The 24,855-nt window shown below is 67.0% G+C and carries 21 protein-coding genes and 2 tRNA genes; 10 read left to right on the top strand and 13 right to left on the bottom strand.

The features are described 5' to 3' along the window. Window positions 1-181: 181 nt before the first annotated feature. The 3 genes from CUR21_RS03690 to dksA form a co-directional block, all read right to left on the bottom strand. Window positions 182-269 (bottom strand) — tRNA-Ser (locus CUR21_RS03690). A 307-nt stretch (window positions 270-576) separates the two neighbouring features. Then, window positions 577-1,749 carry an FAD-dependent monooxygenase gene (locus CUR21_RS03685; RefSeq protein ID WP_100195675.1) on the bottom strand — a complete coding sequence of 391 codons (1,173 nt, stop codon included), beginning with the start codon at window positions 1,747-1,749 and terminating at the stop codon, window positions 577-579. Window positions 1,750-1,846: 97 nt separating this feature from the next. Then, window positions 1,847-2,269, bottom strand: coding sequence for an RNA polymerase-binding protein DksA (gene dksA / locus CUR21_RS03680; RefSeq protein WP_100195887.1), 423 nt, complete (start codon window positions 2,267-2,269; stop codon window positions 1,847-1,849). 183 nt (window positions 2,270-2,452) lie between these two features. Here dksA and CUR21_RS03675 point away from each other — a divergent pair, with 183 nt between their 5' ends. From CUR21_RS03675 to CUR21_RS18745, 8 genes are all read left to right on the top strand, one after another. Then, on the top strand, window positions 2,453-3,292 hold the full coding sequence (locus tag CUR21_RS03675) for a MoxR family ATPase (RefSeq protein WP_100195674.1): 840 nt from the start codon (window positions 2,453-2,455) through the stop codon (window positions 3,290-3,292). A 309-nt stretch (window positions 3,293-3,601) separates the two neighbouring features. Then, window positions 3,602-4,972, top strand: coding sequence for a DUF2927 domain-containing protein (locus CUR21_RS03670; protein ID WP_100195886.1), 1,371 nt, complete (start codon window positions 3,602-3,604; stop codon window positions 4,970-4,972). A 39-nt stretch (window positions 4,973-5,011) separates the two neighbouring features. After that, window positions 5,012-5,179 carry a hypothetical protein gene (locus CUR21_RS18750; RefSeq protein WP_100195673.1) on the top strand — a complete coding sequence of 56 codons (168 nt, stop codon included), beginning with the start codon at window positions 5,012-5,014 and terminating at the stop codon, window positions 5,177-5,179. Window positions 5,180-5,211: 32 nt separating this feature from the next. Next, on the top strand, window positions 5,212-6,393 hold the full coding sequence (locus CUR21_RS03660) for a VWA domain-containing protein (protein ID WP_100195672.1): 1,182 nt from the start codon (window positions 5,212-5,214) through the stop codon (window positions 6,391-6,393). After that, entirely contained in the window at window positions 6,390-6,749 is a 360-nt protein-coding gene (locus tag CUR21_RS03655; RefSeq protein ID WP_100195671.1) for a hypothetical protein, read from the top strand. The genes CUR21_RS03660 and CUR21_RS03655 overlap by 4 nt, the downstream gene beginning before the upstream one ends. Beyond that, a complete protein-coding gene (locus tag CUR21_RS03650; RefSeq protein ID WP_100195670.1) occupies window positions 6,746-7,336 on the top strand; it encodes a DedA family protein in 591 nt (196 codons plus the stop codon). The genes CUR21_RS03655 and CUR21_RS03650 overlap by 4 nt, the downstream gene beginning before the upstream one ends. A 71-nt stretch (window positions 7,337-7,407) precedes the next feature. Further along, window positions 7,408-8,094, top strand: a complete 687-nt coding sequence (locus CUR21_RS03645; RefSeq protein ID WP_100195885.1) for a M48 family metallopeptidase — start codon at window positions 7,408-7,410, stop codon at window positions 8,092-8,094. A 218-nt stretch (window positions 8,095-8,312) separates the two neighbouring features. Next, window positions 8,313-8,696, top strand: a complete 384-nt coding sequence (locus CUR21_RS18745; protein WP_198431610.1) for a hypothetical protein — start codon at window positions 8,313-8,315, stop codon at window positions 8,694-8,696. 96 nt (window positions 8,697-8,792) lie between these two features. On the opposite strand, the gene CUR21_RS03635 is transcribed toward CUR21_RS18745, so the two are convergent. Both CUR21_RS03635 and CUR21_RS03630 read right to left on the bottom strand, forming a co-directional pair. After that, a complete protein-coding gene (locus tag CUR21_RS03635) occupies window positions 8,793-9,344 on the bottom strand; it encodes an RSP_2648 family PIN domain-containing protein (protein ID WP_100195669.1) in 552 nt (183 codons plus the stop codon). A 45-nt stretch (window positions 9,345-9,389) separates the two neighbouring features. After that, entirely contained in the window at window positions 9,390-10,649 is a 1,260-nt protein-coding gene (locus tag CUR21_RS03630; protein ID WP_100195884.1) for an RSP_2647 family RNA methyltransferase, read from the bottom strand. Window positions 10,650-10,841: 192 nt separating this feature from the next. Between CUR21_RS03630 and edd the strand changes: the two genes are divergently transcribed. Continuing rightward, window positions 10,842-12,647, top strand: coding sequence for a phosphogluconate dehydratase (gene edd, locus CUR21_RS03625; RefSeq protein WP_100195668.1), 1,806 nt, complete (start codon window positions 10,842-10,844; stop codon window positions 12,645-12,647). A gap of 91 nt (window positions 12,648-12,738) precedes the next feature. After that, the gene (locus tag CUR21_RS03620; protein ID WP_100195667.1) at window positions 12,739-13,380 is read left to right on the top strand and encodes a bifunctional 4-hydroxy-2-oxoglutarate aldolase/2-dehydro-3-deoxy-phosphogluconate aldolase; all 642 of its coding nucleotides are present in this window, start codon (window positions 12,739-12,741) and stop codon (window positions 13,378-13,380) included. A 12-nt stretch (window positions 13,381-13,392) separates the two neighbouring features. Here CUR21_RS03620 and CUR21_RS03615 read toward each other — a convergent pair whose 3' ends face one another. From CUR21_RS03615 to CUR21_RS03580, 8 genes are all read right to left on the bottom strand, one after another. Beyond that, window positions 13,393-14,994 carry an FAD/NAD(P)-binding protein gene (locus CUR21_RS03615; protein ID WP_100195666.1) on the bottom strand — a complete coding sequence of 534 codons (1,602 nt, stop codon included), beginning with the start codon at window positions 14,992-14,994 and terminating at the stop codon, window positions 13,393-13,395. A 198-nt stretch (window positions 14,995-15,192) separates the two neighbouring features. Next, window positions 15,193-15,678: a DUF2383 domain-containing protein gene (locus CUR21_RS03610; RefSeq protein ID WP_232622674.1), complete on the bottom strand. Its 486-nt coding sequence runs from the start codon at window positions 15,676-15,678 to the stop codon at window positions 15,193-15,195. A 158-nt stretch (window positions 15,679-15,836) separates the two neighbouring features. Then, the gene (gene glgX, locus CUR21_RS03605) at window positions 15,837-17,891 is read right to left on the bottom strand and encodes a glycogen debranching protein GlgX (RefSeq protein WP_100195665.1); all 2,055 of its coding nucleotides are present in this window, start codon (window positions 17,889-17,891) and stop codon (window positions 15,837-15,839) included. Next, on the bottom strand, window positions 17,891-19,135 hold the full coding sequence (locus tag CUR21_RS03600) for a sugar phosphate nucleotidyltransferase (protein WP_232622673.1): 1,245 nt from the start codon (window positions 19,133-19,135) through the stop codon (window positions 17,891-17,893). The genes glgX and CUR21_RS03600 overlap by 1 nt, the downstream gene beginning before the upstream one ends. Before the next feature lie 149 nt (window positions 19,136-19,284). Then, window positions 19,285-21,063 carry an SLC13 family permease gene (locus CUR21_RS03595; RefSeq protein ID WP_100195663.1) on the bottom strand — a complete coding sequence of 593 codons (1,779 nt, stop codon included), beginning with the start codon at window positions 21,061-21,063 and terminating at the stop codon, window positions 19,285-19,287. Window positions 21,064-21,396: 333 nt separating this feature from the next. Then, on the bottom strand, window positions 21,397-21,666 hold the full coding sequence (locus CUR21_RS03590) for a hypothetical protein (protein ID WP_100195882.1): 270 nt from the start codon (window positions 21,664-21,666) through the stop codon (window positions 21,397-21,399). Beyond that, window positions 21,653-24,451: a glutamine-synthetase adenylyltransferase gene (locus tag CUR21_RS03585; protein WP_100195881.1), complete on the bottom strand. Its 2,799-nt coding sequence runs from the start codon at window positions 24,449-24,451 to the stop codon at window positions 21,653-21,655. Before CUR21_RS03585 ends, CUR21_RS03590 begins: the two co-directional genes overlap by 14 nt. Window positions 24,452-24,732: 281 nt before the next feature. After that, window positions 24,733-24,809 (bottom strand) — tRNA-Asp (locus CUR21_RS03580). Window positions 24,810-24,855: the final 46 nt, after the last annotated feature.

Here is a 24,855-nt window from a genome sequence, read left to right as displayed (position 1 = left end):
TGGAACACGTCGACAGGGCTATCGCTGCGGATAAAGCAGAACTGACGCATCCCCCCGCAAGACGCCGCAAGCCCCCCAAATGCCCAAGCCCGCCAGACCAAAAGCCCAGACGCAGCCCACCGTCATTCGGTCAAAACCGACAGACCGTCGGCTTCACATCAAACACGCATCATCAGGGGTCTGGCGGAGTGGAAGGGATTCGAACCCTCGAGACGTTGCCGTCTGCACCCTTAGCAGGGGTGTGCCTTCGACCACTCGGCCACCACTCCGCTAACCCGTTTAAAGATGCCTGCGGGCGGGGGCAAGGGGCTTGAGAGGAAATATCTTTGCGCGGCCAAAGATCGGGCGCTGGTCTGGACGCCCGCCCGCCCTGGGCCCGCGAGTCCCGCGCCCGCTTGCGCTCCACCCCCCAGCGCCGCGCCACCCAGCCAAGCGCCCGCCTGCACTCCATCTTCCTGCCCCGCGCCCGCCAGCCCTGCGCCTGCCAGCCAAGGGCCCGCCAGCGCTCCCCGTGCCCGCCAGCCCCGCACCCGCCTGCCCTCCACCTGTCCGCGCCGCGCCCTGTGGGCCGGATCGTCAGGGTCTGGTCACGTCATGGCGATACAGCCAGTCAAAGCGGCGCAGCGCCGCTTGCGGTGCCACCACCGATCCCAGCCGCAGGCCCAGATGCGCCACGCGGCGCGCCACGCCTGACAGGTGATACAGCCGCGCATTGGTGTTGGCGGCCGCCACGATCCGGCTGCAGCGCCCCCAGCGCGCTGCCTGATAGGCCGCCAGTCCCGCGGCCACCCGGTCATGCCCGGCCAGTGCCGCCGCCAGCACCCAGGCATCCTCCAGCGCCATGCAGGCCCCCTGCGCCAGAAAGGGCAGCGTCGGATGCGCCGCATCGCCCAGAATCACCGCCGCCCCTTCGGGCATCACCCGGTACCACTGCTCGGCCACCGGATGCCGGAACAGGCCCCACAGCCAGACATCCTCCACCTGCTCCAGCCAGCCCCGCACCCGCGGCGAAAAGTCCTGAAACGCCAGCTGCATCTCCATGCTGTCATCGCGCAAGGACCAGCCTTCCTCCACCCAAGCCCGCCGCTCTTCCACCGCGACAAGGTTGCGCAGCCGTCCGCCGCGCAGCGGATAGCTCACCAGATGCCGCCCCGGCGCCATATGCACCTCGGCCACCTGTGGCGCACCCGCCGTTTCGGGAATCAGCGCGCGCCACGCCACCTGATGCGTGAAGAAGGGCGCCACCTTGCCCGTCAGCGCGCGGCGCAGCGGCGAATGCAGCCCATCCGCCCCGATCAGCAAGCCGCTGGTGCCCGTCTCGCCCTGTGCCAGCCGCCACGAAGGGCGCGCGCCCGACAGATCCACCGTCTCGACCTTGTGCAACAACCGCAGCTCCACCCCCGCCGCGCGCGCGCCTTCCAACAGCAGTGCAATCAGATCGGCCCGATGCGCGAAATGATAGCCCGCGCCCGCCACATCCAGCCGCGTCACCACCTCGCCCGACAGCCCGTCGCGCAATTCCACCGCCGTTGCCCGGGTGGACACCGCCTCCAGCGCCGCCCCAAGGCCCAGCGCGCGCAGCACGGCCGCGCCATTGGGGCTGATCTGCAAGCCCGCCCCCACCTCGCGCACCGCATCGGCCTGCTCCAGCACGGTGACCTGCGCCCCGCGCATCGCCAGCGCGCGCGCCACCGCCAGCCCCGCCACACCCGCGCCCAGCACCGTGACACTCTGCCCGATCAGGCTCATCTGCCCCGCCTTTCCCCACATGCAAAACGCCGGACCCATCGGCCCGGCGTCAGTCTGTCACAGAAGGCATGGACCGGGCAAACCCCCGCGCCCATCGCTATTCGTCGCGGTGCACTTTCTCGCGGCGCTCATGCTTTTCCTGCGCTTCCAGCGTCATCGTCGCAATCGGGCGCGCATCCAGCCGCTTGAGGCTGATCGGCTCGCCTGTCATCTCGCAATAACCGAACTCGCCATTGTCGATGCGGCGCAGCGCAGCATCGATCTTGGAAATCAGCTTGCGCTGACGGTCCCGCGTGCGCAGCTCCAGCGCGCGATCGGTTTCTTCCGAGGCCCGGTCCGCCAGATCCGGCACATTGCGGCCGCTTTCGGTCAGGTTGCCCAAGGTTTCCGCGCTCTGATCCATCAGCTCATGCTTCCAGTTCACCAGCTTGCGGCGGAAATACTCCAGCTGCCGGTCATTCATGAAAGGCTCACTCTCGGCAGGACGATAATCATCCGGGAGGAAGGCTTCTGGCTTCATCTCAGCACTCTCCAATGTGTCGGATCGCACCGACAGGTGGGCTTCTGTCATGGCGCGCTCCTGTTGGCGCAGCACCTAGACCTTTTCGCAGCGATTGTCACTAGCTGTTGCGACATTTTGTGGTCGCCGATAGCCTACGTCCCACACCGTTCACCCCCGCGTTCCATAAGGGCCACCCGCACGATGACCTTTCAATCCACCCAAAGCTATGTGGCCACCAAAGACCTCACCATCGCCGTCAATGCCGCCGTCACCTTGCAACGCCCGCTCTTGGTGAAAGGCGAACCCGGCACCGGCAAGACCGAGCTTGCCCGGCAGGTGGCGGCCGCTTTGGGGATGGAACTCATTGAGTGGCATGTGAAATCCACAACCAAGGCACAGCAGGGCCTGTACGAATACGATGCGGTCAGCCGCCTGCGCGACAGCCAGCTGGGCGAGGCGCGGGTGCATGACGTGGCGAATTACATCCGGCGCGGCAAGCTCTGGCAGGCCTTCACCGCGCCCGAACGCGTGGTCCTCCTGATCGATGAGGTGGACAAGGCCGATCTCGAATTTCCGAACGATCTGTTGCAAGAACTCGACCGGATGGAGTTTCACGTTTACGAGACGGGCGAGACGGTGCGGGCCAAGCACCGCCCCGTGGTGATCATCACCTCGAACAATGAAAAAGAGCTGCCCGACGCCTTTTTGCGGCGCTGCTTTTTCCACTACATCCGATTCCCCGATCCCGAAACGCTGCGCGCCATCGTGGCCTTGCACTTCCCCGGGCTCAAGGAGTCGCTGCTGACCACCGCGCTGACCCAGTTCTATGAAATCCGCGAAACGCCGGGGCTGAAGAAAAAACCGTCGACCTCCGAGGTGCTGGATTGGCTCAAGCTGATCTTGGCCGAGGATCTGGCACCTGAAGATCTGCGCCGCGATGCGAAATCCGCCTTGCCCCGGCTGCATGGCGCGCTGCTCAAGACCGAACAGGATGTGCAGCTTTTCGAACGTCTGGCCTTCATGGCCCGCGGCAACCGCTGACGGCCGCGCGCGCACCACACCCTGCCAGCCAGCACGAATGTTCTGCGAACATTCGACGCCCCGGCGCCGCGCCCGCGCCGAATTTTCGCAGAAAATTCGTCTTCCCCCAGAAGAACCGCCAATCTGCGGCTCTGCGCCGCCACGCCAAGACCCGCTCACAAAATCGTGATCCAACCTCCGGCCAATCCGCGCCAAGATGGCCCGGCGGCTTTCGGGCCGCTGTCTGTCGACGGGCGGCCTGCGGGCCGCCGCTTGCCTGAAACCGGGGGCCAGTGCCGCGCCGCCTCTTGCCGCAAAGCCGATTGCCCGATGTCCCCGCCCTTACGTCTGCTGTTCCCCCTCCTCCTCGCGCTCACCGCCTGCGACGCCGCGCCCAAGGCCGATGTCGGCATGGCCCGTCTTGACAACCCCGCCCGCCTTGCCGTGCCCGCCGCGCTGCCCGTCCTGCCCTCCGGCCCGCCGATCCCCGCCCTGCGCGGCAATGTCGAGATGGCCGCCGATTTCCTCGATCTCACCTTCCGCATGGAAAGCGGCCGCAGTCTTCCCGCGCTCACCCGCTTCGAAGGGCCGATCACCGTGGCGCTGGTCGGTCAGGTCCCCCCGGTTGCGGCTCATGAACTGCCGCGCCTCCTCGCCCGCCTGCGGGCGGAGGCCGGGATCGACATTTCCCAAACCCAAGGCCCCGCCGCCATCACCATCGATTTCCAGCCCACCGCCGCGCTGCGCCGCGTGGTGCCCTCTGCCGCCTGTTTCGTGGTGCCGAATGTCAGCGGCCTTGCCGATTACGCCCGCAAGCGCAACACAACGGCCGTCGATTGGGCCCGGCTTCCCCGGCGCGCGCAGGTGGCCATCATGGCCCCTTCCGATGCCAGCCCACAGGAAGTGCGCGATTGCCTGCACGAAGAACTCGCCCAAGCCCTCGGCCCTTTGAACGATCTGTTCCGCCTGCCCGATTCCGTCTTCAACGATGACAATTTTCATTCCGTGCTCACCGGCTTTGACATGCTGATGCTGCGCGTGCACTACGCGCCCGAACTGCGCTCGGGCCTGACCGAGGCCGAGGTCGCCGCCCGCCTCCCCGCCGTGCTGGCCCGGCTCAACCCCGGGGGCCAAGGCCATGGCGACGCGCCCAAGGCGCTCAGCCCCCGGCCATGGATCACCGCCACCGAAACCGCCTTTGGCCGCCGCAACAGCGCCCGCGCCGACGCGGCCGAGCGCATGGTCGCCTTGGCCAGCGCCCAAGGCTGGACCGACACCCGCATGGCCTTCAGCCTCTTCGCCCGGGGCCGGGCGCAGGCAGGCCACAACGCCCCCGCCGCCATCGCCGCCTATACCCAAGCCATCCGCATCTGGCAGACCATCCCCGGCGCCCAGATCCACGCCGCCCATGCGCAGATGCATCTGGCCGGGCTCGCGCTCGCCTCCGGCCAGCGCGATCAGGTGCTCGCCCTCACTGCCGCCGCCATCCCCGTCGCCCGCCGCCACCAGAACGCCTCTTTGCTCGCCACGCTCCTTACCCTGCGGGCCGAAGCGCTCGAAGCCGAAGGCCGCGTCACCGAGGCGCGCCCGCTGCGTCTCGACAGTCTGGCGCTGGCGCGTTATGCCTTCGGTTCGGAGGCGCAGGTGCAGGCCCGGCTGTCAGAGATCGCGACACTGGCCCGGCGTGCTGGTCGGGACTAGGCTCGCAGCGCCCCGGCGCACAACGGCAAGGGGAAGCGGATGATCGTTCTGGCAGGTTTGGTTCTGGGCATCGCCATCGGAGCGATGACCGCCCGAAAACGCGGCGGCAACCGGCTCGACATGGCGCAATATGCGGCAGGCTATGCCATCGCCTTCATGCTCTTGGGCCTGTTTGTCACCATCTTCCTCGAACGCACCCTCGCCTGATGGGTGCCGTGCCGCCTCTGCGGGTCTGACCCATGTTCCTGCCGTTCTTCGAAACCCTTCGGAAAACCGGCGTGCCCGTCTCCCTGCGCGAGTTTCTGGCGTTTCTCGAAGCCATGGCCGCCGGTCTTGTGACCTATGATGCCGAAGGCTTCTACTACCTCGCCCGCAGCGTGCTGGTAAAGGACGAGCGTCACATCGACCGGTTCGACCGCGCCTTCGCCGAAGCCTTCAAAGGGCTGGACGAGATCCCGCCCGAAGCCGTGCTCGACGCCATCGACCTGCCCGCCGACTGGCTGCAAAAGCTGGCCGAAAAGCACCTGACACCGGAAGAACGCGCCGAGATTCAGGCGCTTGGCGGCTTTGATGCATTGATTCAGACGCTCCGGCAACGCCTTGCCGAACAAAAAGCCCGCCACCAAGGCGGCAGCAAATGGATCGGCACCGCGGGCACCTCGCCCTTTGGCGCTTATGGCTACAACCCCGAAGGCATCCGCATCGGACAAGACCAGTCCCGCCATCAGCGCGCGGTCAAGGTCTGGGACAAGCGCATGTTCCGCAACCTCGACGATCAGCGCGCGCTTGGCACCCGCACGCTCAAGATCGCCTTGCGCGCCTTGCGCCGCTGGGCGCGCGACGGCGCCGCGCAGGAATTCGATCTTGGCGGCACCATTGCGGCCACCGCGCGCAGCGGCTTTCTCGACGTGCAAACCCGGCCCGAACGGCGCAACGCCGTGAAAGTGCTGATCTTCTTTGACATCGGCGGCAGCATGGACCCCTATATCCGGGTGATGGAAGATCTCTTCTCCGCCGCGCGGTCCGAATTCCGCCACCTCGTGCCCTTCTACTTCCACAACTGCCTCTACGAAGGCGTCTGGCGCGACAATGCCCGCCGCTGGGATCAGCAAACCCCGACATGGGAGGTGCTGCGCCGCTACGGCCCCGACTATCGCTGTATCTTCGTGGGCGACGCCGCCATGTCCCCTTACGAAATCCTCCACCCCGGCGGCGCCAATGAACATTGGAACCCCGAACCCGGGCAGCTCTGGCTCGAACGCGCTTGTGCGCAGTGGCCGCATCATCTCTGGATCAACCCGGTGCCGGAAGAGCACTGGCGCGCCACCCACTCCACCCGCCTGATCGCCGAAATCTTCCAGAACCGGATGGTGCCGATGACCCTCGAAGGCCTCTCCCGCGGGCTGCGGGGCCTCAGATGACCCTGTGGCGCCGCCATCCCTTGCTGGCCAGCCTCTTTGCGCTGGCGCTCCTGCTCACCCTGTTCTTCGCCGGGCGCTTCACCGCACAGGTGATCTACTGGTCCGATCCGGCGCGGCAGGAACAGGATGTCGAAGGCTGGATGACCCTGCGCTATGTCGCCCGCAGCTGGCAGATCGCGCCGCGCGATCTTTATGCCGCCGCAGGCCTGCCCGCCCCGGTGCGTGGCCGCCCGATGACACTGGAACAGCTGGCCGAAGACCGGGGCATCCCGCTGCCCGCGCTGATTGCAGAAATCGAGGCCAGCATCGCGCGCCTGCGCGCCGCGCCGCAGCCCGAGGGGACGCCTGCCCCGTGACCGACTGGCTGCTCTCTGCCGTGCCCACCTATGGGCCGCTCTTGGTGGCGCTGGTCACCTTCCTGTCCTGCATCGGGGTGCCGGTGCCTGCCTCCATGCTGATGCTGGCCGCCGGCGGTTTCGCGGCCTCGGACGATCTTGAGGTCTGGCAGGTGGCGCTGGCCGCCCTCACCGGCGCAGCCTTGGGCGACCAGACCGCCTATTGGGCCGCGCGCAAAGGCGGCGCGCCTTTGGTCGACCGCATCGCAACGGGGGCGCGCGCGCCGCTTCTGGCCCGTGCCCGCGCGCAGGTGGCCCGGCGCGGCACCGGGGCGGTCTTCCTCACCCGCTGGCTCGTCAGCCCGCTCGCGCCCTATGCCAACCTGATCGCCGGGGCCAGCCGCATGGGCTGGCTCCCCTTCAGCCTCGCCGCCGCTGCCGGAGAACTGGTCTGGGTCAGCCTTTACGTCGGCGCAGGCTATACTTTCGGCGACAATCTCGAAGCCGCCACCGAATTCGCAGGCTCCATTCTGGGCTTCCTCGCCGCAGGCGCCATTGCGGGGGGCCTTGGCTGGTGGCTCTGGCACCTGTCGAAACGCGCCGAGTGACGCTTTGCCGCGCGGCCGCTTTCTTGCGTCAGCCCTTTCCCTTCGCGCGCCGCCGCCCCATATTCCGACCCATGATCAAATTCCTGCCCATCCTTCTGGCCATTTGCTATGCGCTCTTGATGTGGCGCTTTTCCGTCTGGCGCACCGCCAAGATGCTGGATCAGCAGTCGCAGCCGCTGACCGATCCGGCGATCACCCGGCTGGCCGACCGGATGGCCGCAGCGCTCGACATTCCCACCATCAAGGTCAATGTCTATGAAATCGACGCGGTCAACGGCCTCGCCGCCCCGGATGGCCGCATCTTCCTCACCCGCGGCTTCCTGAACCGCAAGGCCCGGGGTGAGGTCAGCGCCGAGGAACTGGCCTCGGTGATCGCGCATGAACTGGGCCATGTCGCCTTGGGCCACACCCGCCGCCGGATGATCGATTTCACCGGGCAGAATGCGGTCTTCATCATGCTCTCGGCCTTGCTCAACCGCTTCATTCCGTTTCTGGGCGTCTGGATCGCCAACCTGATCTCCACCGCCCTGATGGCCCGTCTCTCGCGCCGCGACGAATTCGAGGCCGATGCCTATGCTTCGGCCTTGCTCGTCAAATCCGGCATTGGCACCGGCCCGCAGAAATCCCTGTTCCGCAAGCTGCAAACGCTCACCAACAACGCAGGCAGCGGCGTGCCCGCCTGGCTCCTCAGCCACCCCCGCACCGAAGAGCGGATCAAGGCGATCGAGGCCGCCGAACTGCGTTGGCAACCGCGCTAGGTCCTGCGCCGCAGCACCCGGCCGCGCCCGCAGGACGCCTCCGGCGGGAGTATTTCAGAAAGGTGCAAAGACCTGTGGACTTGCATCTTTTCCAAATACTCCCCCGCCGGAGGCGTCCGCCCTCTTCCCCCGGCGCATCGCTTGGCGCTGTGTGGGAACCGCTCCGCACCTCATGCGTTAGCCCTGTGAACCACAGTCAACAGCATGCAGGAGGCTTCATGTCCGCCCCCCAGACCAATATCGAAAAGCAGCAACGCCGCCACCGGGGACCGCTTGTCGGCATGATCGCGGTGGTGATCGCGGTCGGTATCGGGTTTGTCTGGTGGCTGGGGTATGAGGCCGCCGAGAGTGATCCGCCGTCCAGCGCGGCTGGGCAGATCGATGGCCGCACGGGCGAAACCGTCCCTGAATCGTCCGAGGGCACCGCAGGCACCGCCCCCGCCGCCCCGGCGCCAGACACCACGCCCCCCGTCCAGCAAAGCACGCAACCCACCCCCGGTGTGCCGAACCAGACGGTGGACCCGCTCACCCCGGCTGACGTGCCTGCCGTCGACCCGCTGCCGCCGGAATCGCCCGTCGTCCCGGCCAACCCGACCAATTGAGCGGCGCGATTTTCTGACACGTGATTTTCTGAAGACGGGCCGGGGCCATGGGCACCCGGCCCTTTTTCTGGCCCGCGCCCCGTGCTCCTGCGCCCCTTATCCGGCGCTGGCCTCCATCGCCCGCGCTAGCCGGTTCAGCCGGACCCGTTTCAACAGCCCCTTGCGGGTGAAGCTCTGCCCGGCCAGCTGTGACGCCTTTGCCTGCACCCTTGCAATCACCCCGGCCACCGCCTCCGGCTCCGCAGACCACAGCTCCCAGAGGAAGCCGTCCGGGTCCCGCCGCACGATCCCCTCTTCGGCCAGCACATGGCGCGGAAAATCGGCAGCGTTGAAGGTGACGATGCCATCGGCATGGCCGCCAATGGCCACCGCCAGCACATGCACGTCATTCGGGTCGGGAAGCAAAAGCCGTGCCTCGATCCCCGGCTGTTCGCGCACCATCGCCTGCGGAAACTGCGCGCGCAGCTGCGCGGCCTCGCCTTCCGCCAACGCCTGCTGAACCGGCCCCAGCTTGGCCGTCGCCCGCACCCATTCCCGTAAGATCCGCTCCGACACCACAGGCGTGTAAAGCCCCGCCGCCGCGCAGCCCATCAGGATCTCGCGCAGCACCGTGGGGTAAAGCACGCAAGCGTCCAGCACCAGCCTCATCGCAAGCCCTCCGCGCGCCTGCACCAATGCGACGCGCCCACCGCCTCAGTCCAGCCGGAAGGTCAAGGCCTTCAGATAGCCCGATTCCGCCAGTTGCGGCAGCATCGGGTGATCCGGCCCGGCAAATCCGGTGTGAATCAACTGGCCCCGCCGCCCGCCGCGCCCGATGCCGCGCGCGCTCGCATTGCGGAACGCCGCCAGATCTGCCGCATGCGAGCAGGAACACAGCACCAGATAACCGCCCGGCGCCACCAAGGGCGCCGCCAGCCGTGCCACCCGCTCATAAGCGCGCAACCCCGCCTCCAGCGCCGGTTTCGCGGGCGCAAAGGCGGGGGGATCGCAGATCACCACCTCAAACCGCGCGCCTTCGCTGCCCAGCGCTTCCAGCACTGCAAAGGCATCGCCTTGCCGCGTGGCAAAGCGCGCTTCTACCCCCATCGCCGCCGCGCCCTCGCCCGCCAACGCCAAAGCCGCCGCCGAGCCATCCACGGCCAAGGCGCTTTCGGCCCCGCCCGCCAGACAGGCCAGCCCGAACCCGCCCACATGCGAGAACACATCCAGCACCCGGGCCCCCTGCGCCAGCCGCGCCGCAAAGGCGTGGTTCGGCCGCTGGTCATAAAAGAGCCCCGTCTTTTGCCCGCCCAGAAGATCGGCCCGGTAAAGCGCGCCATTCATCGGCACCGTCACCGGCCCCGTCACCGCGCCCGCGACCACCGCCACCTCTTCGGCCAGCCCTTCCAGCCCGCGCGACCGGCCCGAGCCATTCTTGACCACCGCCGCAACGCCCGTGACCGCGATCAGCGCCGCCACCAGCGCCTCCAGATGCGCCTCGGCCCAAGCCGCATTGGGCTGCACCACCGCCACATCGCCGAATCGATCGATCACCACACCGGGCAGCCCATCCGCCTCGGCATGCACCAACCGGTAGAACGGCGCGTCGAACAGCCGCGCCCGCATGTCCTGCGCCCGCGCGAGCCGGCCTGCGAACCACGCCTCATCGATCACCGCCGCCGGATCGCGGTCCAGCATCCGGCAGATGATCTTCGACTTCGGGTTCACCGTCACCAGCCCCAAGGGCCGCCGCTCGCCATCCTCCAGCACCGCCAGCGCCCCGGGTGTCAGCCCTTGCGTGCGCCGGTCCGTCACCAGCTCATCGGCATAGACCCAAGGAAAGCCATGGCGGATCGCCCGCGCCTCGGCCTTGGGTTTCAGCCGCACCACCGGCAGGCCACGCGCCGCAGCGCCGCCCACAGCAGCAGGGTCAAGATCGGATTCGGGGGCACGAGGCGCATCGGGAAAGGTCATCATCCCTCCGCCATAGCGCATTCGCGCCGCCGCTGGAATGCCCCTCTCGCATGCGCCCCCCCACCGCAGACTGGCGCCTGCCGCCAAAGCCGGGCACACTTCCCCCCGAACATGCCGCAAAGGGTTGTTAGCGCTAACAGCATCTGCTACACTGCCCCCACGCCCAGCCCGCCAACCGCACAAAGGCCCGCCATGACCCTGCACCCCGCCCTCGCCCGCGTCACCGACCGCATCCGCGAACGCAGCCATGCCCCGCGCGCCGAATACCTCTCGCGCATGGCCGCCGCCGTGGCCAATGGCCCGGCGCGAAGCCACCTCACCTGCGGCAATCAGGCCCATGCCTATGCCGCGATGGAGGCGGACAAGACCACCCTCGCCACCAGCCGCGCGCCCAATATCGGTGTGGTCACCGCCTATAATGACATGCTCTCGGCCCATCAGCCGTTCGAGCGTTACCCCGATCTGATCCGCGCCGCCGCCCGCGCCGCCGGGGCCACCGCGCAGGTGGCGGGCGGCGTGCCCGCCATGTGCGATGGCGTGACCCAAGGCCAGCCGGGGATGGAACTGTCGCTCTTCTCGCGCGATGTCATCGCGCTGGCCGCAGGGGTGGCACTGTCGCACAACTGCTTTGACTCCGCCCTCTACCTCGGCGTCTGCGACAAGATCGTGCCCGGCCTCATCATCGCCGCCGCCACCTTCGGCCATATCCCGGCGGTCTTCGTGCCCGCAGGCCCGATGACATCCGGCATCCCGAATGATCAGAAATCCGCCGTGCGCAACGCCTATGCCGAAGGCAAGGCCACGCGCGAAGAGCTGATGGCGGCGGAAATGGCCAGCTATCACGGCGCGGGCACCTGCACCTTCTACGGCACCGCCAACACCAACCAGATGCTGATGGAATTCATGGGCCTGCACCTGCCGGGCGCCAGCTTCATCAATCCCGGCACGCCGCTGCGCGACGCGCTCACCACCGCCGCCGTGCAGCGCGCGGCCGAAATTACTGCCCTTGGCAATGACTTCCGCCCTGCCGGCGAAATCCTCGATGAACGCGCCTATGTGAACGGCCTTGTCGGCCTGATGGCCACGGGCGGCTCCACCAATCTCGTGCTGCACCTGCCCGCCATGGCGCGCGCCTCGGGCGTCATCCTTGACTTGCAGGATTTCGCCGATCTGTCGGACATCGTGCCGCTGATGGCCAAGGTCTATCCCAATGGTCTGGCGGATGTGAACCATTTCCACGCCGCCGGCGGCCTGCAATTCCTCATCAACCAGCTCCTTGACGCAGGCCTCCTGCACCCCGATGCCAAAACCGTCGCAGGCGACGGGCTCGAGGCCTATCGTCAGGAACCCACGCTGAAAGACGGCCGCCTCGGCTGGCAGGATGGCCCGCGCGCCACGCTCAATGACAAGATCCTGCGCCCCGCCGCCGATCCTTTCGCCGCCACCGGCGGGCTCAAGCAACTCACCGGCAATCTCGGACGCGGTGTCATCAAGGTCTCCGCCGTGGCCCCCGAACGCCATATCGTCGAGGCTCCAGTGCGCATCTTCCACACGCAAGAGGCCGTGAAGGCCGCCTTCAAGGCAGGCGAGTTCACCTCCGACACCATCGTCGTCGTCCGCTTCCAAGGCCCCAGCGCCAACGGGATGCCGGAACTGCACTCGCTCACGCCAACGCTGATGGTGCTGCAAGACCGCGGCCTCAAGGTGGCGCTGGTCACCGATGGCCGCATGTCGGGCGCCTCTGGCAAGGTCCCCGCCGCCATCCATGTCTCGCCCGAGGCAGCACTCGGCGGCCCCCTCGCCCGCCTGCGCGATGGCGATCTCCTGCGGCTCGATGCGGTCGCAGGCACCCTCACCGTGCTGGCGCCGGATTTCGACAGCCGCGCCCCCGTCACCGCCGATCTCTCAGCCAACAGCCACGGCATCGGGCGCGAACTCTTCAACGTCTTCCGCCAGACCGTCGGCACCGCCGACACCGGGGCGGGCGTGGTCGTCTGACCCCGCCCCCCTTGCCCGTTCATCTGTTCTTAAATATCCCCGCCGGAGGCTCCCGCCGCTTCCGTCTCCCCGCCGTCAAAGGACCACGCCCATGACCCCCACCGAACAATCCGCCCGCGCGCTTGCCGTGTGCCAGCTTGCCCCCGTCGTCCCCGTTCTGGTGATCGACGATCTGGCCCATGCAAAGCCTTTGGCCGAGGCGCTGGTCAAGGGGGGCCTGCCCGCGCTCGAAGTCACCTTGCGCACCCCTTGCGCGCTCGATGCGATCCGCGCCATGGCCGAGGTGCCGGGCGGTGTGGTGGGGGCAGGCACGCTCCTGACCCGCGCCGATGTGAAAGCCGCCAAAGAGGCCGGCGCCACCTTCGGCGTCTCGCCGGGCTCCACCGACGCGCTCCTTGACGCCTGCGCCGAATTCGAACTCCCGCTTCTCCCCGGCGCCGTCACCGCTTCCGAAGTGATGCGGCTTCTGGAAAAAGGCTACACGGTGCAGAAATTCTTCCCGGCCGAGCAATCGGGCGGCGCCGCGTTCCTCAAATCCATCGGCTCGCCGATCCCGCAGGTGCGCTTCTGCCCCACCGGGGGCATCAGCCTGAAGAACGCGCCCGATTACCTCGCGCTGAAAAACATCCTCTGCGTCGGCGGCTCCTGGGTGGCCCCCAAAGAGGCGATGGCCGCTGGCAACTGGGACGCCATCACCACGCTCGCCGCCGAAGCCCGCGCCCTGCGCGGCTAAGGCTCAGGCGCGTCACGCCGCCCAATCCAGCATCTGCGCCCAGCGCCACCGGCGTCTGGGCGCGGCCTCCTCCCGCTCCAGCCCCGCCGCCACGGCGGCACCAATCTCGGCCGAGGCGGTGATGCCCTGCACAAAGGGCCGGTCATGCATCAGATAGGGCAGCGCCGCCAGCACCACCCGGCCGCCATAGCCCGCGACCCCGCGCAGCACATAGCCTTCATCCACCTCCGGCACCTCTTGCTCCGCCGCCTCCAGCGCCGCCCGCAACGCGGCAAAGGGCAGATCTTGCGCCTGCATCGGCCGCTGGCCGCGCGCGTCGATGAACACGTCGAACGCCAATTCCCGCCCTTTGGCGCGGATCACCGTGCCCGTCTCACCGATCTCCAGATCATAATCCTCGCCCAAGGCCGCCACCTGCAACGCCCCCGCATCGCGCAGCGCAAGCAGACGGCGGATCGATTCCGGCGGCACGGCGGCGTAATTGTCGATGAACACCCGCTTCAGGCCTGCGTCAAAGCGGGCGCGGTCATCCTCGGGCAGTTGCGCCAGCACCGCCTCCACCGTTTCATGCATCCGCAAAATCGCATAGCGCCAGCCCACCGTGCGCCGCGCGGCGCGGTCGCGCTCCACCTCGGCCAAATTCTCCCGCGCCCAGCCAAAAGGATCGCGCGCCAAACGGTCGGCGAAATAGGCCGCCGCAAAGCTGTCGGCGGTCAACTCCGGCAAGCCCACATGCGCGGCATAACCTGGGTCCGCCGCCGTGATCTCGGCCCGGAACAGATCGAACACCGCATCCAGCGGCGCCTCAGCCGCCAGCGCCTCGGTCAAAGCCGCCTCTGTCATCACCTCCAACGGAGCATAGGGGATCGGGCAATAGAAATCCGCCTCGGGCAACACCCCGCTGCGCGACATCAGCGTGATCTGCAACCCGTCTTCCCGCCGCTCATAAACCAGCGCCTCGCCGTCGCGCACAAAGCGCCCGTGCTGTGTCGCGACCGCCATGGCCGCATCGATCGCGCTCAGCGAGGTGCCCAGCACCCCCACCCGCGCCGCAGGCACATCGGTCTGGATCAACCCCGACCACGGATTCGGGAAATAGCGCGCCGTCTGCGCATCCTCGGCAAAACTGTGCCCCGAGGCCAGAACCACCCGGTCAAACACCGCGCCTGCCGCCCCGGCCTCCACCATCACCCCGCCGTCGCTCAGGCGCAGATCGGTGACTTCCACCCCGGTATGCACCACCACCTCATGCCCTGCGGCTTCCGCCGCCACGATCAACGCCTCGAACTGCGCGTGAAACCACGCGCCCAGCATCAACCTTGGCGTAAAGAGCCGCGCGTTCAGATCGTCATGGCGCAGCCCGAACCGATGCAGAAAGGCCGCCGGTTGCGCCTCCAGCCACTCCAAATAGGTGCCCTGCAACGGCGGGATCTCGATACTGGCGATATTGGCCAGCATCGCCTTGGTCGCCGTCTCTTCCGAATAGGGCGTGCCCACGCCGATCGTATCGCCTTTTTCATACAAGGTGATGCGATAGCGCGCCGCTTGCCCGCTCAGCGCGGCAAAGGTGTAAAGTCCGGTGGGACCGGTGCCGATCAGGGCAATGGACAGCATGGGGGAAAGCTCCTCGCTTGCGCCCTCACAGGGGGCACTCTCTCAACGTGCTGCAGGTCCGCAGGTTCCCCGGTGCTGTGAACTGAAAAAACGCCAGAGGTTTCCCTCTGGCGCCACTTACTTGCAAATACCAACGCAAAACACTGATTACGCAGAGAACAAACGCTAAAAAACCTTTTACTCCAAACCAAAACGCTCTCAGTCCAGATGCCGCGTGTCCTGCAGCAGAACCGTCAATTCGTCCCGCATGTCGCGCAGCTCGGTCACATCGGCGGGCGGCATGCCCGAGGCGCCAATCGCCTCGTCGAACGCTTCCAGCACGTGGTTCTCGCCATCGCGGATGCTGTCCATCACATCCTCGTCGATCTCGTCGAACAGCGCGCGCAGCGACACTACCGCCTTGTTCACCGTGCCCATGAAGGTGCCATCCGCATCCGGCTCCACGCCATGGCGGATCAGCATGGCGGTCAGCGCCGCATTGTGGCGGTCATGCAGCGCGCGAAAGCGCTCGGCGACCGGGCGGAACTCCGGCTCGGCCTTTTCCACCATCTTCACATAGCCCGTCAGCGCATCCACCGTGCGGCGCTGCAAGGCCAGCAGCGCATCCGCCGCATCCGGGGCCGCCATCGGCGCATCGCCTTCGGGCGTGGTCAGCATCATCGAGGCTGTCGTGGGCGTCAGCATGGGAACTCCTTTCACGCGGCAAAGCCGGTTTCGGTCGGGCTGTCCGTGGGGTTGAGTGTCTATTCCGTGGCACCTCAGTGCCTTCTGGATCATCAACGCGCGGCGGGGACATCGGTTCCGCGCCGCGCGTCAAAAGCTGTGAAGTTTTTTCGTCCGGCTCAGGCCTCGACCAAGACCCGCACCGCCTGACCGGGGGCGGTGAACTCACCCTCCACCCGCTCATCCTTTGTGACCTCATCGCCCGCACTGCACAGCCGCAGCACCCAATCGCCTTCGGGCAAGGCAAAGGCACAGTCATCGCCCGCGTTCAGGATGATCAGCACATCGGCGCGCGCGGGCCGCCGCAACAGCAGGCCCAGCGGGCCGTCCTGCCCCCAGTCCTCTTCGCCCATCTCGCGCCCCTCGGCGTGCAGCCAATGCGCCTCATCGGCCACACCATCGCCATGGCCGGCCCCCACCGCAAAGCGGCGGCTGGCCAGCCCCAGCTCTTGGCGCAGCGCGATCATCGCCGCGGTCGCCTTGATCAACTCTGGCCGCCCCGGCCAGCCGATCCATGCCAGTTCATTGTCCTGACAATAGGCGTTGTTGTTGCCGTTCTGGCTGTGGCCCATCTCGTCGCCCGCCAGGATCATCGGCACGCCTTGCGACATCAGCAAGGATGCCAGCATCGCCCGCACCCGCCGCTCGCGCCCGTGCAGGATGCCCGGGTCATCGGTCGGCCCTTCGGCCCCCATATTGTGCGAGAGATTGTTGTCATGGCCATCGGCGCTGTCCTCGCCATTGGCCTCATTGTGCTTGTTGTCATAGGAAACGCAGTCCCACAGCGTAAAGCCGTCATGCGCCGCCAGAAAGTTGACCGATGTGGTCGCGGGCCGCTTGGAGTGGTGAAACTGCGTGGGCGATCCCAGCAAGCGCTGCGACACCCGCCCCCGCAACCCGCCATCGCGCCGCCAATAGCCGCGCAGATCGTCGCGTGCCTTGTCATTCCACTCGCGGAACGGCCACGGAAATCCGCCCACCTGATAGCCCCCCTCGCCAATGTCCCAAGGCTCGGCGATCAGCTTCACATGGCTCAAGACCGGGTCCTGCCGGACCGCGTTGAAAAACGCGCTTTCCCGCTCGAACCCTGCGCTTTCGCGCCCAAGGGTCGAGGCAAGGTCAAAGCGGAACCCGTCCACATGCATCACCTGCACCCAATAGCGCAAGGAATCGAGAACCATGCGCAACACCATCGGATGCGCCACGTTCAGCGTATTGCCGCAACCGGTGGTGTCAAAGCTGTGGCGCGCGTTGTCAGGCGACAGCAGGTAATACGACGCATTGTCGATCCCCCGGAACGACAGCGTCGGCCCCATCTCATTGCCTTCCGCCGTGTGGTTATACACCACATCCAGCAGCACCTCGATCCCCGCCTCGTGGAACCGGCGGATCGCATCCTTGATCTCCGAAAGCTGCCCGGTTTTCAGATAGGGCGCGTTCGGCGCGAAGAACGACAGGGTGTTATAGCCCCAATAGTTGCGCAAGCCCTTCTCCAGCAGATGCCGGTCCTGCACAAAGCCGTGCACCGGCAGCAACTCGATCGCCGTCACCCCCAGCGCCTTCAGGTGCTGGATCACCGGCTCCGAGGCCAGCCCCGCAAAGGTGCCACGGTCGGCCTGCACCACCCCGTCATGGCGCATCGTCAAACCTTTGACATGCGCCTCATAGATCACCGTCTCTTCCCATGGGCGCAAGATCGCCCGGTCCGCCGACCAGTCGTAATTCGGGTCCACCACCCGCGCTTTCGGCATGAAGGCGGCGGAATCGCGGGTGTCGAAACTCAGATCCCCCTGCCCGATCTCATAGCCAAACAGGCTGTCATCCCAGTCGATCTCGCCGGTCAGCTGCCGCGCATAGGGGTCCAAGAGCAGCTTGTTGGGGTTGAACCGATGGCCTTCTTCCGGCGCATAGGCCCCGTGCACCCGGTAGCCATAGGCCTGCCCCGGGGCCAGCCCCGGCAGATAGCCATACCAGATCCCGCCTTCCATCTCGGGCAGATCCAGCCGCGCCGTCTCCGTCGCGCCATCCTCGTCGAACAGGCACAGCTCCACCCGCTCGGCATGCTCGGAAAACAGCGCGAAATTCACGCCCTCCCCGTCATATTCCGCGCCCAGCACCGCTGGCCGCGCCGAGCCCGCATCAAACACCAATCCCTTTGGGGACACTTTCAACATCACACCACCGCCTGTGGAAAAAGCAACCGGCCAAGGCCCCGGTCACGCCGCGGCATGCGTGCCGCCCGTCGCGAAAGCATCTGCGTCGTCACCAAAGTGGTGCCGCCCGGAGTCACCCGGAACCAGCGCGCATCTTCCACCGGGTCTTCCCCGATCACCAATCCTTCGGGCAAGGTCACCCCCGGCCCCACGATCACCCGCGTCAGACGGCAGCCGGGCGACAGCCGCGCGCCATCCATCAGCACCGATTGCTCCATCATGCCCCAAGCCGATTGCCCGCTGCGGCTGCGCAGCGGCGCAAACAACCGCAGGCCCCCCACCGTGGTCGACATGCCAAACCGCGTCAGCGCGGGTGCCATGTCGCGCAAGGCGGGCGCGGGCAGCGCACAAGGCGTTTCCGTCTCGAACTGCAACCACGTCTCGCGCAAGGCATCCAGCGTGCCCACGTCGCGCCAGAACACCGGATGCCCCACCGCCGCTTCCCAGTTCCACGCAAAAGCCTCTCCAGCGCGCACCGCGCGCGGCAGGATGTCATGGCCAAAATCATGCGTGCTTTTCGGCATCACCGCGTCTTCCGCCAGCCGCGCCCGCAGCCATGCCCAGTCGCAGACATAAATTCCCATGCTCGCCAAAGACCGCTCTGGATCATTGGGCAAGGTCGGCGGAATGTCGGGCTTTTCCACGAAGTCCACGATCCGCCCGGTCGCATCCGCGGTGATCACCCCAAAGCCGCGCGCCTCGTTGCGGCCCACCACCTTGGCCGCCAGCGTCACCTGCGCGCCGCTGGCGCGATGCGCCGCGATCAGCGGGCGGTAATCCATCTGATACACATGGTCCGCCGACAGGATCAGCACCTCCCGCGCGCCCAAGGCGTCGATCTGCTCGGCGTTCTTCCACACCGCATCCGCCGTGCCGCCATAGCTCAGCGCCGCCGCCGCCTCTTCGCTGCCGCGCCGCACCACCAGCCCCCCGTCGCCCAGCCGGTCGCCCCATGCAGCTTCCAGATGCATCTCCAGCGTCTCGGGCCGGTATTGGCTGGCCACGATCACCTTGCTCAAGCCCGAGTCCACGATGTTCTGCATCGTGAAATCCACGATCCGCCGCCGCCGCAGGAACGGCAGCGCAGGTTTGCAGGCCCTGTCGGTCAATTCATACAAACGCGACCCGCGCCCGCCCGCCAGCAAGACCGCGACCGGCGCCGGTCCTGCATCCTCATCCATCACGTCAGAAACAACATCTGCCATCTTGCGACACTCCGGCTCTCGGGGAACGGCGCATCCGCGCGCATCATTCCAAAGGGGAAACTCATGCAGCTTCAACCCGCGACCCGCCGATAGGTTGCATCACGTTTTCAGCAAATCTTTCTGACTCAACAGATTTTCGCCGATCCCCGTTACAGCGGCCAGAACAACAGAATGGCCGGCACCCCCACTGCCGTCACGATCACCTCCAAGGGCAGGCCCATCCGCCAGTAATCGGAAAACCGATAGCCCCCCGGGCCCATGACGATGGTGTTGTTCTGATGCCCGATCGGCGTCAGAAAGGCGCAAGACGCCGCAATCGCCACCGCCATCAAATAGCTGTCCGGGTTCGTCCCCGTCGCCTCGGCCAGCCGGATGCCCACCGGCGCGGCCAGAATGGCAGTGGCATTGTTGTTCAGCACATCCGAGATGAACATGGTCGCCACCATCAGCAGCGTCAGCCCCACCCAAGCGGGCAAGCCCGCCGTGGCATTCGCCAACAGCTCTGCCACCAGACCCGAGGCGCCGGTGCTGTCCATCGCCGTCCCCAACGGGATGAGCGAGGCCAAAAGCACGATCACCGGCCAGTCGATATGCTCATACAGGTCTTCCACCCCCAGAATGCGCAGCAGCACATAGGCCACCACCACCGCGCCCAGCGCCACCGGCATCGTGGCCAGCCCAAGGCTCACCGCCGCGATGGCCAGCGCGAACAGCACCACCGCCCCCACCGCGCGCTTTTCCATCGTCACCGTCTCGCGGCGGCTCAGCGGCAACAGGCGCAGCGCATCCGCGATGCTCTCGGCCTGTGTCTCGGGGATCAGCACCAAAAGAATATCGCCCGCCAGAATCTTGGTGTCGCGCAGGTTGTCATGCAGCGTGCGGTCGCGCCGCAAAATGCCCAGCAGCACCGAGTCATGATCCACCGCCAGCCGCGCCTGCCGCGCCGTGCGCCCCACGATGCGCGAGGCATCCGTCACCACGAATTCCGCCATCACCTCACCGGCAAGCGAGATGCGCGGTGCATCCGCCGCCAGACCGTCCGGATAGGCCAGCTGCAACTCCAGCCGCGCCTCTTCCAACAGCGTCGGCGTGGCCTCGATCAGCAGAATATCCCCGACCTCCAGCACAATGCCGCCCGGTGCGCCATAGACGCGCCGCCCGCGCCGCTTGACGGCAATCAGGCTGGCCCCCAACCCTTCACAGGCGGCCAGCAGCTCGGCCTTGGTCTGGCCAATGGTTTTCGATTCATCGGGCACCACCAGCTCGGCCACATAATCGCGCATCCGCGCTTCGGCATCGCCCGCACCCACCGCCGCCTGCCGCTGCGGCACGAACCGCCAGCCCATCAGCGCCACGAACAAAAGCCCCGCCACCGCGACGATTCCGCCCACATAGGCGAAATCGAAAAAGCCAAAACCCTCGCCCATGGCGTCGCGGCGAAAGGTCGAGACGATCAGGTTCGGCGGCGTGCCAATCAGCGTCAGCATCCCGCCCAGAATGGTGGCAAAGGCCAGCGCCATCAGCGTCAGCCCCGCCGCCCGCCCCGCCTTGCGCGCGGTCGCCACATCCACCGGCATCAGCAGCGCAAGCGCGGTGACATTGTTCATCACCGCCGACAGCAACGCCCCCACCGCACCCAAGCGCAGCACATGCAAGGACACCGGCAAATTCGGGTTCGACAACACCCGCGCCAGCGCATTGATCGCCCCGGTGCGGATCAGCCCCGCCGACACCACAAGCACCAAGGCCACCGTGATCACCGCCGGATGCGCAAAGCCTGCAAAGGTCTCTTCTGCGGGCACCACGCCCAACAAGGTGGCCGCGATGGCCCCGCCAAAGGCCACAATGTCGTGTCGGATTTTCCCCCAGATCATCAAGACGATAATAACGGCAAACAAGGCAAACAGCAGGGCCTGATCTTGGGTCAATTCGGGAACACTCCTAAGGGTGCAGATCAACGCCGCCGGGGGCAGGCAGTTCCGGCCCACAGCGCCTCTCCCGCCCAGCGCCGCGCGCCCTGTCAAACCTGTGTCACATCAGCACCCGTCCCGCCGCGCCATGCGCTGCGCCCCGTCCTCCCGATCGGGGGCGACCGAAGGGGCAAAAGGGTCGGCCCCTCTCCCGCGCGCACTCTGGTCGACCGCGGGCCGGATGAGGACCCATGCCCCCCAGCTGCGCGAAGGGCAAAGCTTAACAAAAGCTTAAAGTTGCAAGGTCAAGCCGTTGAAATCAAACGGTTTTGAACCTTGTGACACAGTGTCTCACACCCCCAGCCGCGCCGCGCGCCCGCCCCGCCGCCGCGGTGGCTCGGGCGCGGTCAGCGCCTCGGTCAGAACCCGGGTCATCGGGTGCTCCGGCGCCCCCATCCCATATTCCGCCAGCACCACCCGCAAGGCCTCGGCACTCTCCACCCCGCGGCCAAGGCTCAGCGCCCAGTCAATGAAGATCGACCGGCACTCCCCGTCCGAGATCCCCTCGATCCGAAAGCTCTCGCGCACCAACCCCTTGGGGTCTGCCTCACTCAGCCGCATCATCCGCCTCCCCATCCGTGCCTCCCATGAGCCCGGCAATCACCTGCTCGGCCCGCGCCGTCACCGCCTCCAGCCGCGCGGTCAAACCCTCGGCGCTGGCCTCGCCCGTCTCACGCAGCAAGAAGGCCCGACCGCCGATCCCCAGCTCGGCCATATTCAGCGCGCCTTCCGTCAGCAGCCGGGTGCCACATTGCAGCCGCCACAGCACCCTGTAGGCGTCCAGCAGCGCCGTCTGCTCCGCCACCGACACCCCCGCCGCCATTCCCGCCGCCACCTGCCGCTCCACCCCGCGCGCCGCACTCCCCGCAAGCAGAGCAATCATCTGCGCGCAAAGCTCCACATCCATCAAGCGCCCCGGCCCGTTCTTGGCCTCCCAACTGCCCTTGGCCGGCTTGGCCGCCTGCAAGCGCGCCCGCATGGCCGCCACATCGGCGCGCACGCCCGCGCCCTGCCCCTTGCGCGCCAGCAGATCGCGCCGGAATGCCTCCACCTCGCCCACAAGCCCCGCCTCCCCCGCCAGCACCCGCGCCCGCGTCAGCGCCAGATGTTCCCAAGTCCAGGCCTCATCCTCCTGATAGCTGGTGAAACTCTGCCACGCCGTCGCCACCGGACCCTGCCGCCCCGAAGGCCGCAGCCGCATGTCCACCTCATAAAGCCGCCCCTCGGGCATCTGCGCGGTCAGCGCCGTCACCATGGCTTGGGTCAGCCGCGCATAATAGGGCCGCGCCGCCAGCGGCTTCGGCCCGTCGGACTGCTCCACCCCGGCCGCGTCATAGATCATGATCAGGTCCAGATCCGACCCCGCATTCAACCGCTGCGCCCCCATCGACCCCATGCCGATCAGCACCGCGCCCCGCCCCGGCATCGGCCCATGCTTGCGGGCAAACTCCTCCGTGACCACCGGCCACAGCGCGCCCACCACGGCATCGGCCAGATCGGCATAGCTTTTCCCAGCCTCAAAGGCATCGGTCAGCCCGCGCAAGTGATGCACCCCCACCCGGAAGTGCCACTCCTTCATCCAGCGCCGCGCCGAATCCAGCTTCTTTTCATAATCCGGCACCGCCGCCAGCACCTGCGCAAGCTCTGCCCGCAAGGCCTGTGCCCCCGGCCACGCCGTCCAGAAACTGCCGCCGATCACCGCATCCAGCACGCCCGCGTTGCGCGACAGATGCCGCGCGAGCGAAGGCGAGGTGCCCGCAATGTCGATGATCAGCTCGATCAGCGTGGGATTGGCTTCGAACAGCGAGAAGATCTGCACCCCGGCGGGCAATCCCGCCAGAAAACCATCCAGCGCCCGCAACGCCTCATCCGGATTGGCGGCACGGTGCAATTGCTTCAAAAGCTGCGGCCGCAAGCGCCGGAAAATGCCTTGCGCCCGCTCTGACCGCAGCGCGGGATACTGCACCCAAGCCGAAACGATCGCGGCCGCGGCCTCGGAAAGCTCCGGCCCGGCCTCGGCCTCGTTCGGGGCAAAGAAACTGTCGGTCAGCCGATCGACGCAGGCAATGCGGTCCAGAAGCCCGGCACGAAAGGCCGCCTCTTCCTCGCCACATAAGGCCGCGATTCGCGCCACCCCTTCGGCGGTGACAGGCAGATCATGGGTCTGGGCATCGCCCACCATTTGCAGCCGATGCTCCACCTCGCGGTGCGCGCGGTAAAGCGTGATCAACTCTTCGGCCACATCCGCAGGCACCCAGCCCTTGGCCGCCAGCACCTGAAGGCCCCCCACGGTGGTGCGGTCGCGCAGATCCGGGTCACGCCCGCCCGCGATCAGTTGTCGGGTCTGGGTGAAAAACTCGATCTCACGGATGCCGCCTTGGCCCAGCTTCAGATTGTGGCCTTCGACCACCACCCGGCCATTCAGCCCGCGATGCTCGCGGATGCGCAACCGCATGTCATGCGCGTCCTGAATCGCGGCAAAATCCAGATGCTTGCGCCAGACGAAAGGCGTAAGTGTTTTCAGAAACCGCGCCCCCGCCGCGAGGTCGCCGCCACAGGGCCGCGCCTTGATATAGGCCGCGCGCTCCCATGTGCGGCCGACGCTTTCGTAATAGCTTTCCGCCGCCGCCATCGACAGGCACACCGGGGTGACGCTGGCATCGGGGCGCAGGCGCAGATCGGTGCGGAACACATAGCCATCGCCCGTCAGATCCGACAAAAGCGCCGTCATCTTGCGGGTGACGCGGATGAACGCCGCCCGCGCCTCTTGTTCGGCCCCGGGATAGCGGGTCTCATCGAAAAGGCAGATGAGATCGATGTCGGAGGAATAGTTCAGCTCATGCGCGCCCATCTTGCCCATGGCAAGGCTGACCATGCCCGCCGCCGTCTCGGCATCTTCGGCGGTGGCGCCCGGGATCTTGCCGCGCCGGATCTCATCGCCAACCAGCCGCACCATCGACAGATGCACCGCACGATCGGCCAGATCGGTCAAGGCACCGGTGACCGTTTCAAGCGGCCAGACGCCGCCCAGATCACACAGCGCCGTCAGCAGCGCCACCCGCCGCTTGGCCAGACGCAGGCCCGGCCCAAGCGCGGCCAAGTCCAGCGCCGCGATATGGGCGAAGGCCTCCTCCAGCGCCGCCTCCGGCCCTTGGGCCAATGCGGCGCGCAGCCAGAGCGACTCCCGCGTCATCAAGCCGCGCAAATAAGGGCTGCACCCCGCCGCCCCGGCCAAAAGCGTGGCGACCTCTGGCCCCAGATCGGCAAAGGCCGCCCGCACCTCGGCGGCCGGGGCAGGATCGAAGGGATGCGGCGAACGGGTGAGGCGGCGTGCGAAATCGGTCATCATGCGCCAGCTTTGGCCAAGGCGCGGCGCGGCGTCAATTCCTGATCCGTTGCTCCAAGCGACCGGCGTCGAGGGGGCTCCGCCCCCGCCTGCGGCCCCCCGGAGTATTTCAGAAAGGTGCAATGCCAAGGCAGCGCCGCCTGTGGGCAAAGGTTAAGAGTCTCTGAAGATGAAAGTGCAGGCCATTGATTTCATTGAGATGCCTCTTGTGTCACACAGGGAGACACGGCCGCGCCAAAACCAAAAAGCCCCCGCTTTCGCAGGGGCCTTTGAGGCAGGAATGGCGCGGTTGACGGGGCTCGAACCCGCGACCCCCGGCGTGACAGGCCGGTACTCTAACCAACTGAGCTACAACCGCACATTCCGTCCGGCCCCTGGTTTCCCCGGCGCCGTAGGGGGGCTTT

Origin of the sequence: Pseudorhodobacter sp. MZDSW-24AT (genome assembly GCF_002794355.1) — a bacterium.
Lineage (GTDB): Bacteria > Pseudomonadota > Alphaproteobacteria > Rhodobacterales > Rhodobacteraceae > Pseudotabrizicola.
The sequence above is the reverse complement of the archived record's forward strand: the minus strand, read 5'-3'. Positions and strand labels throughout refer to the sequence as shown.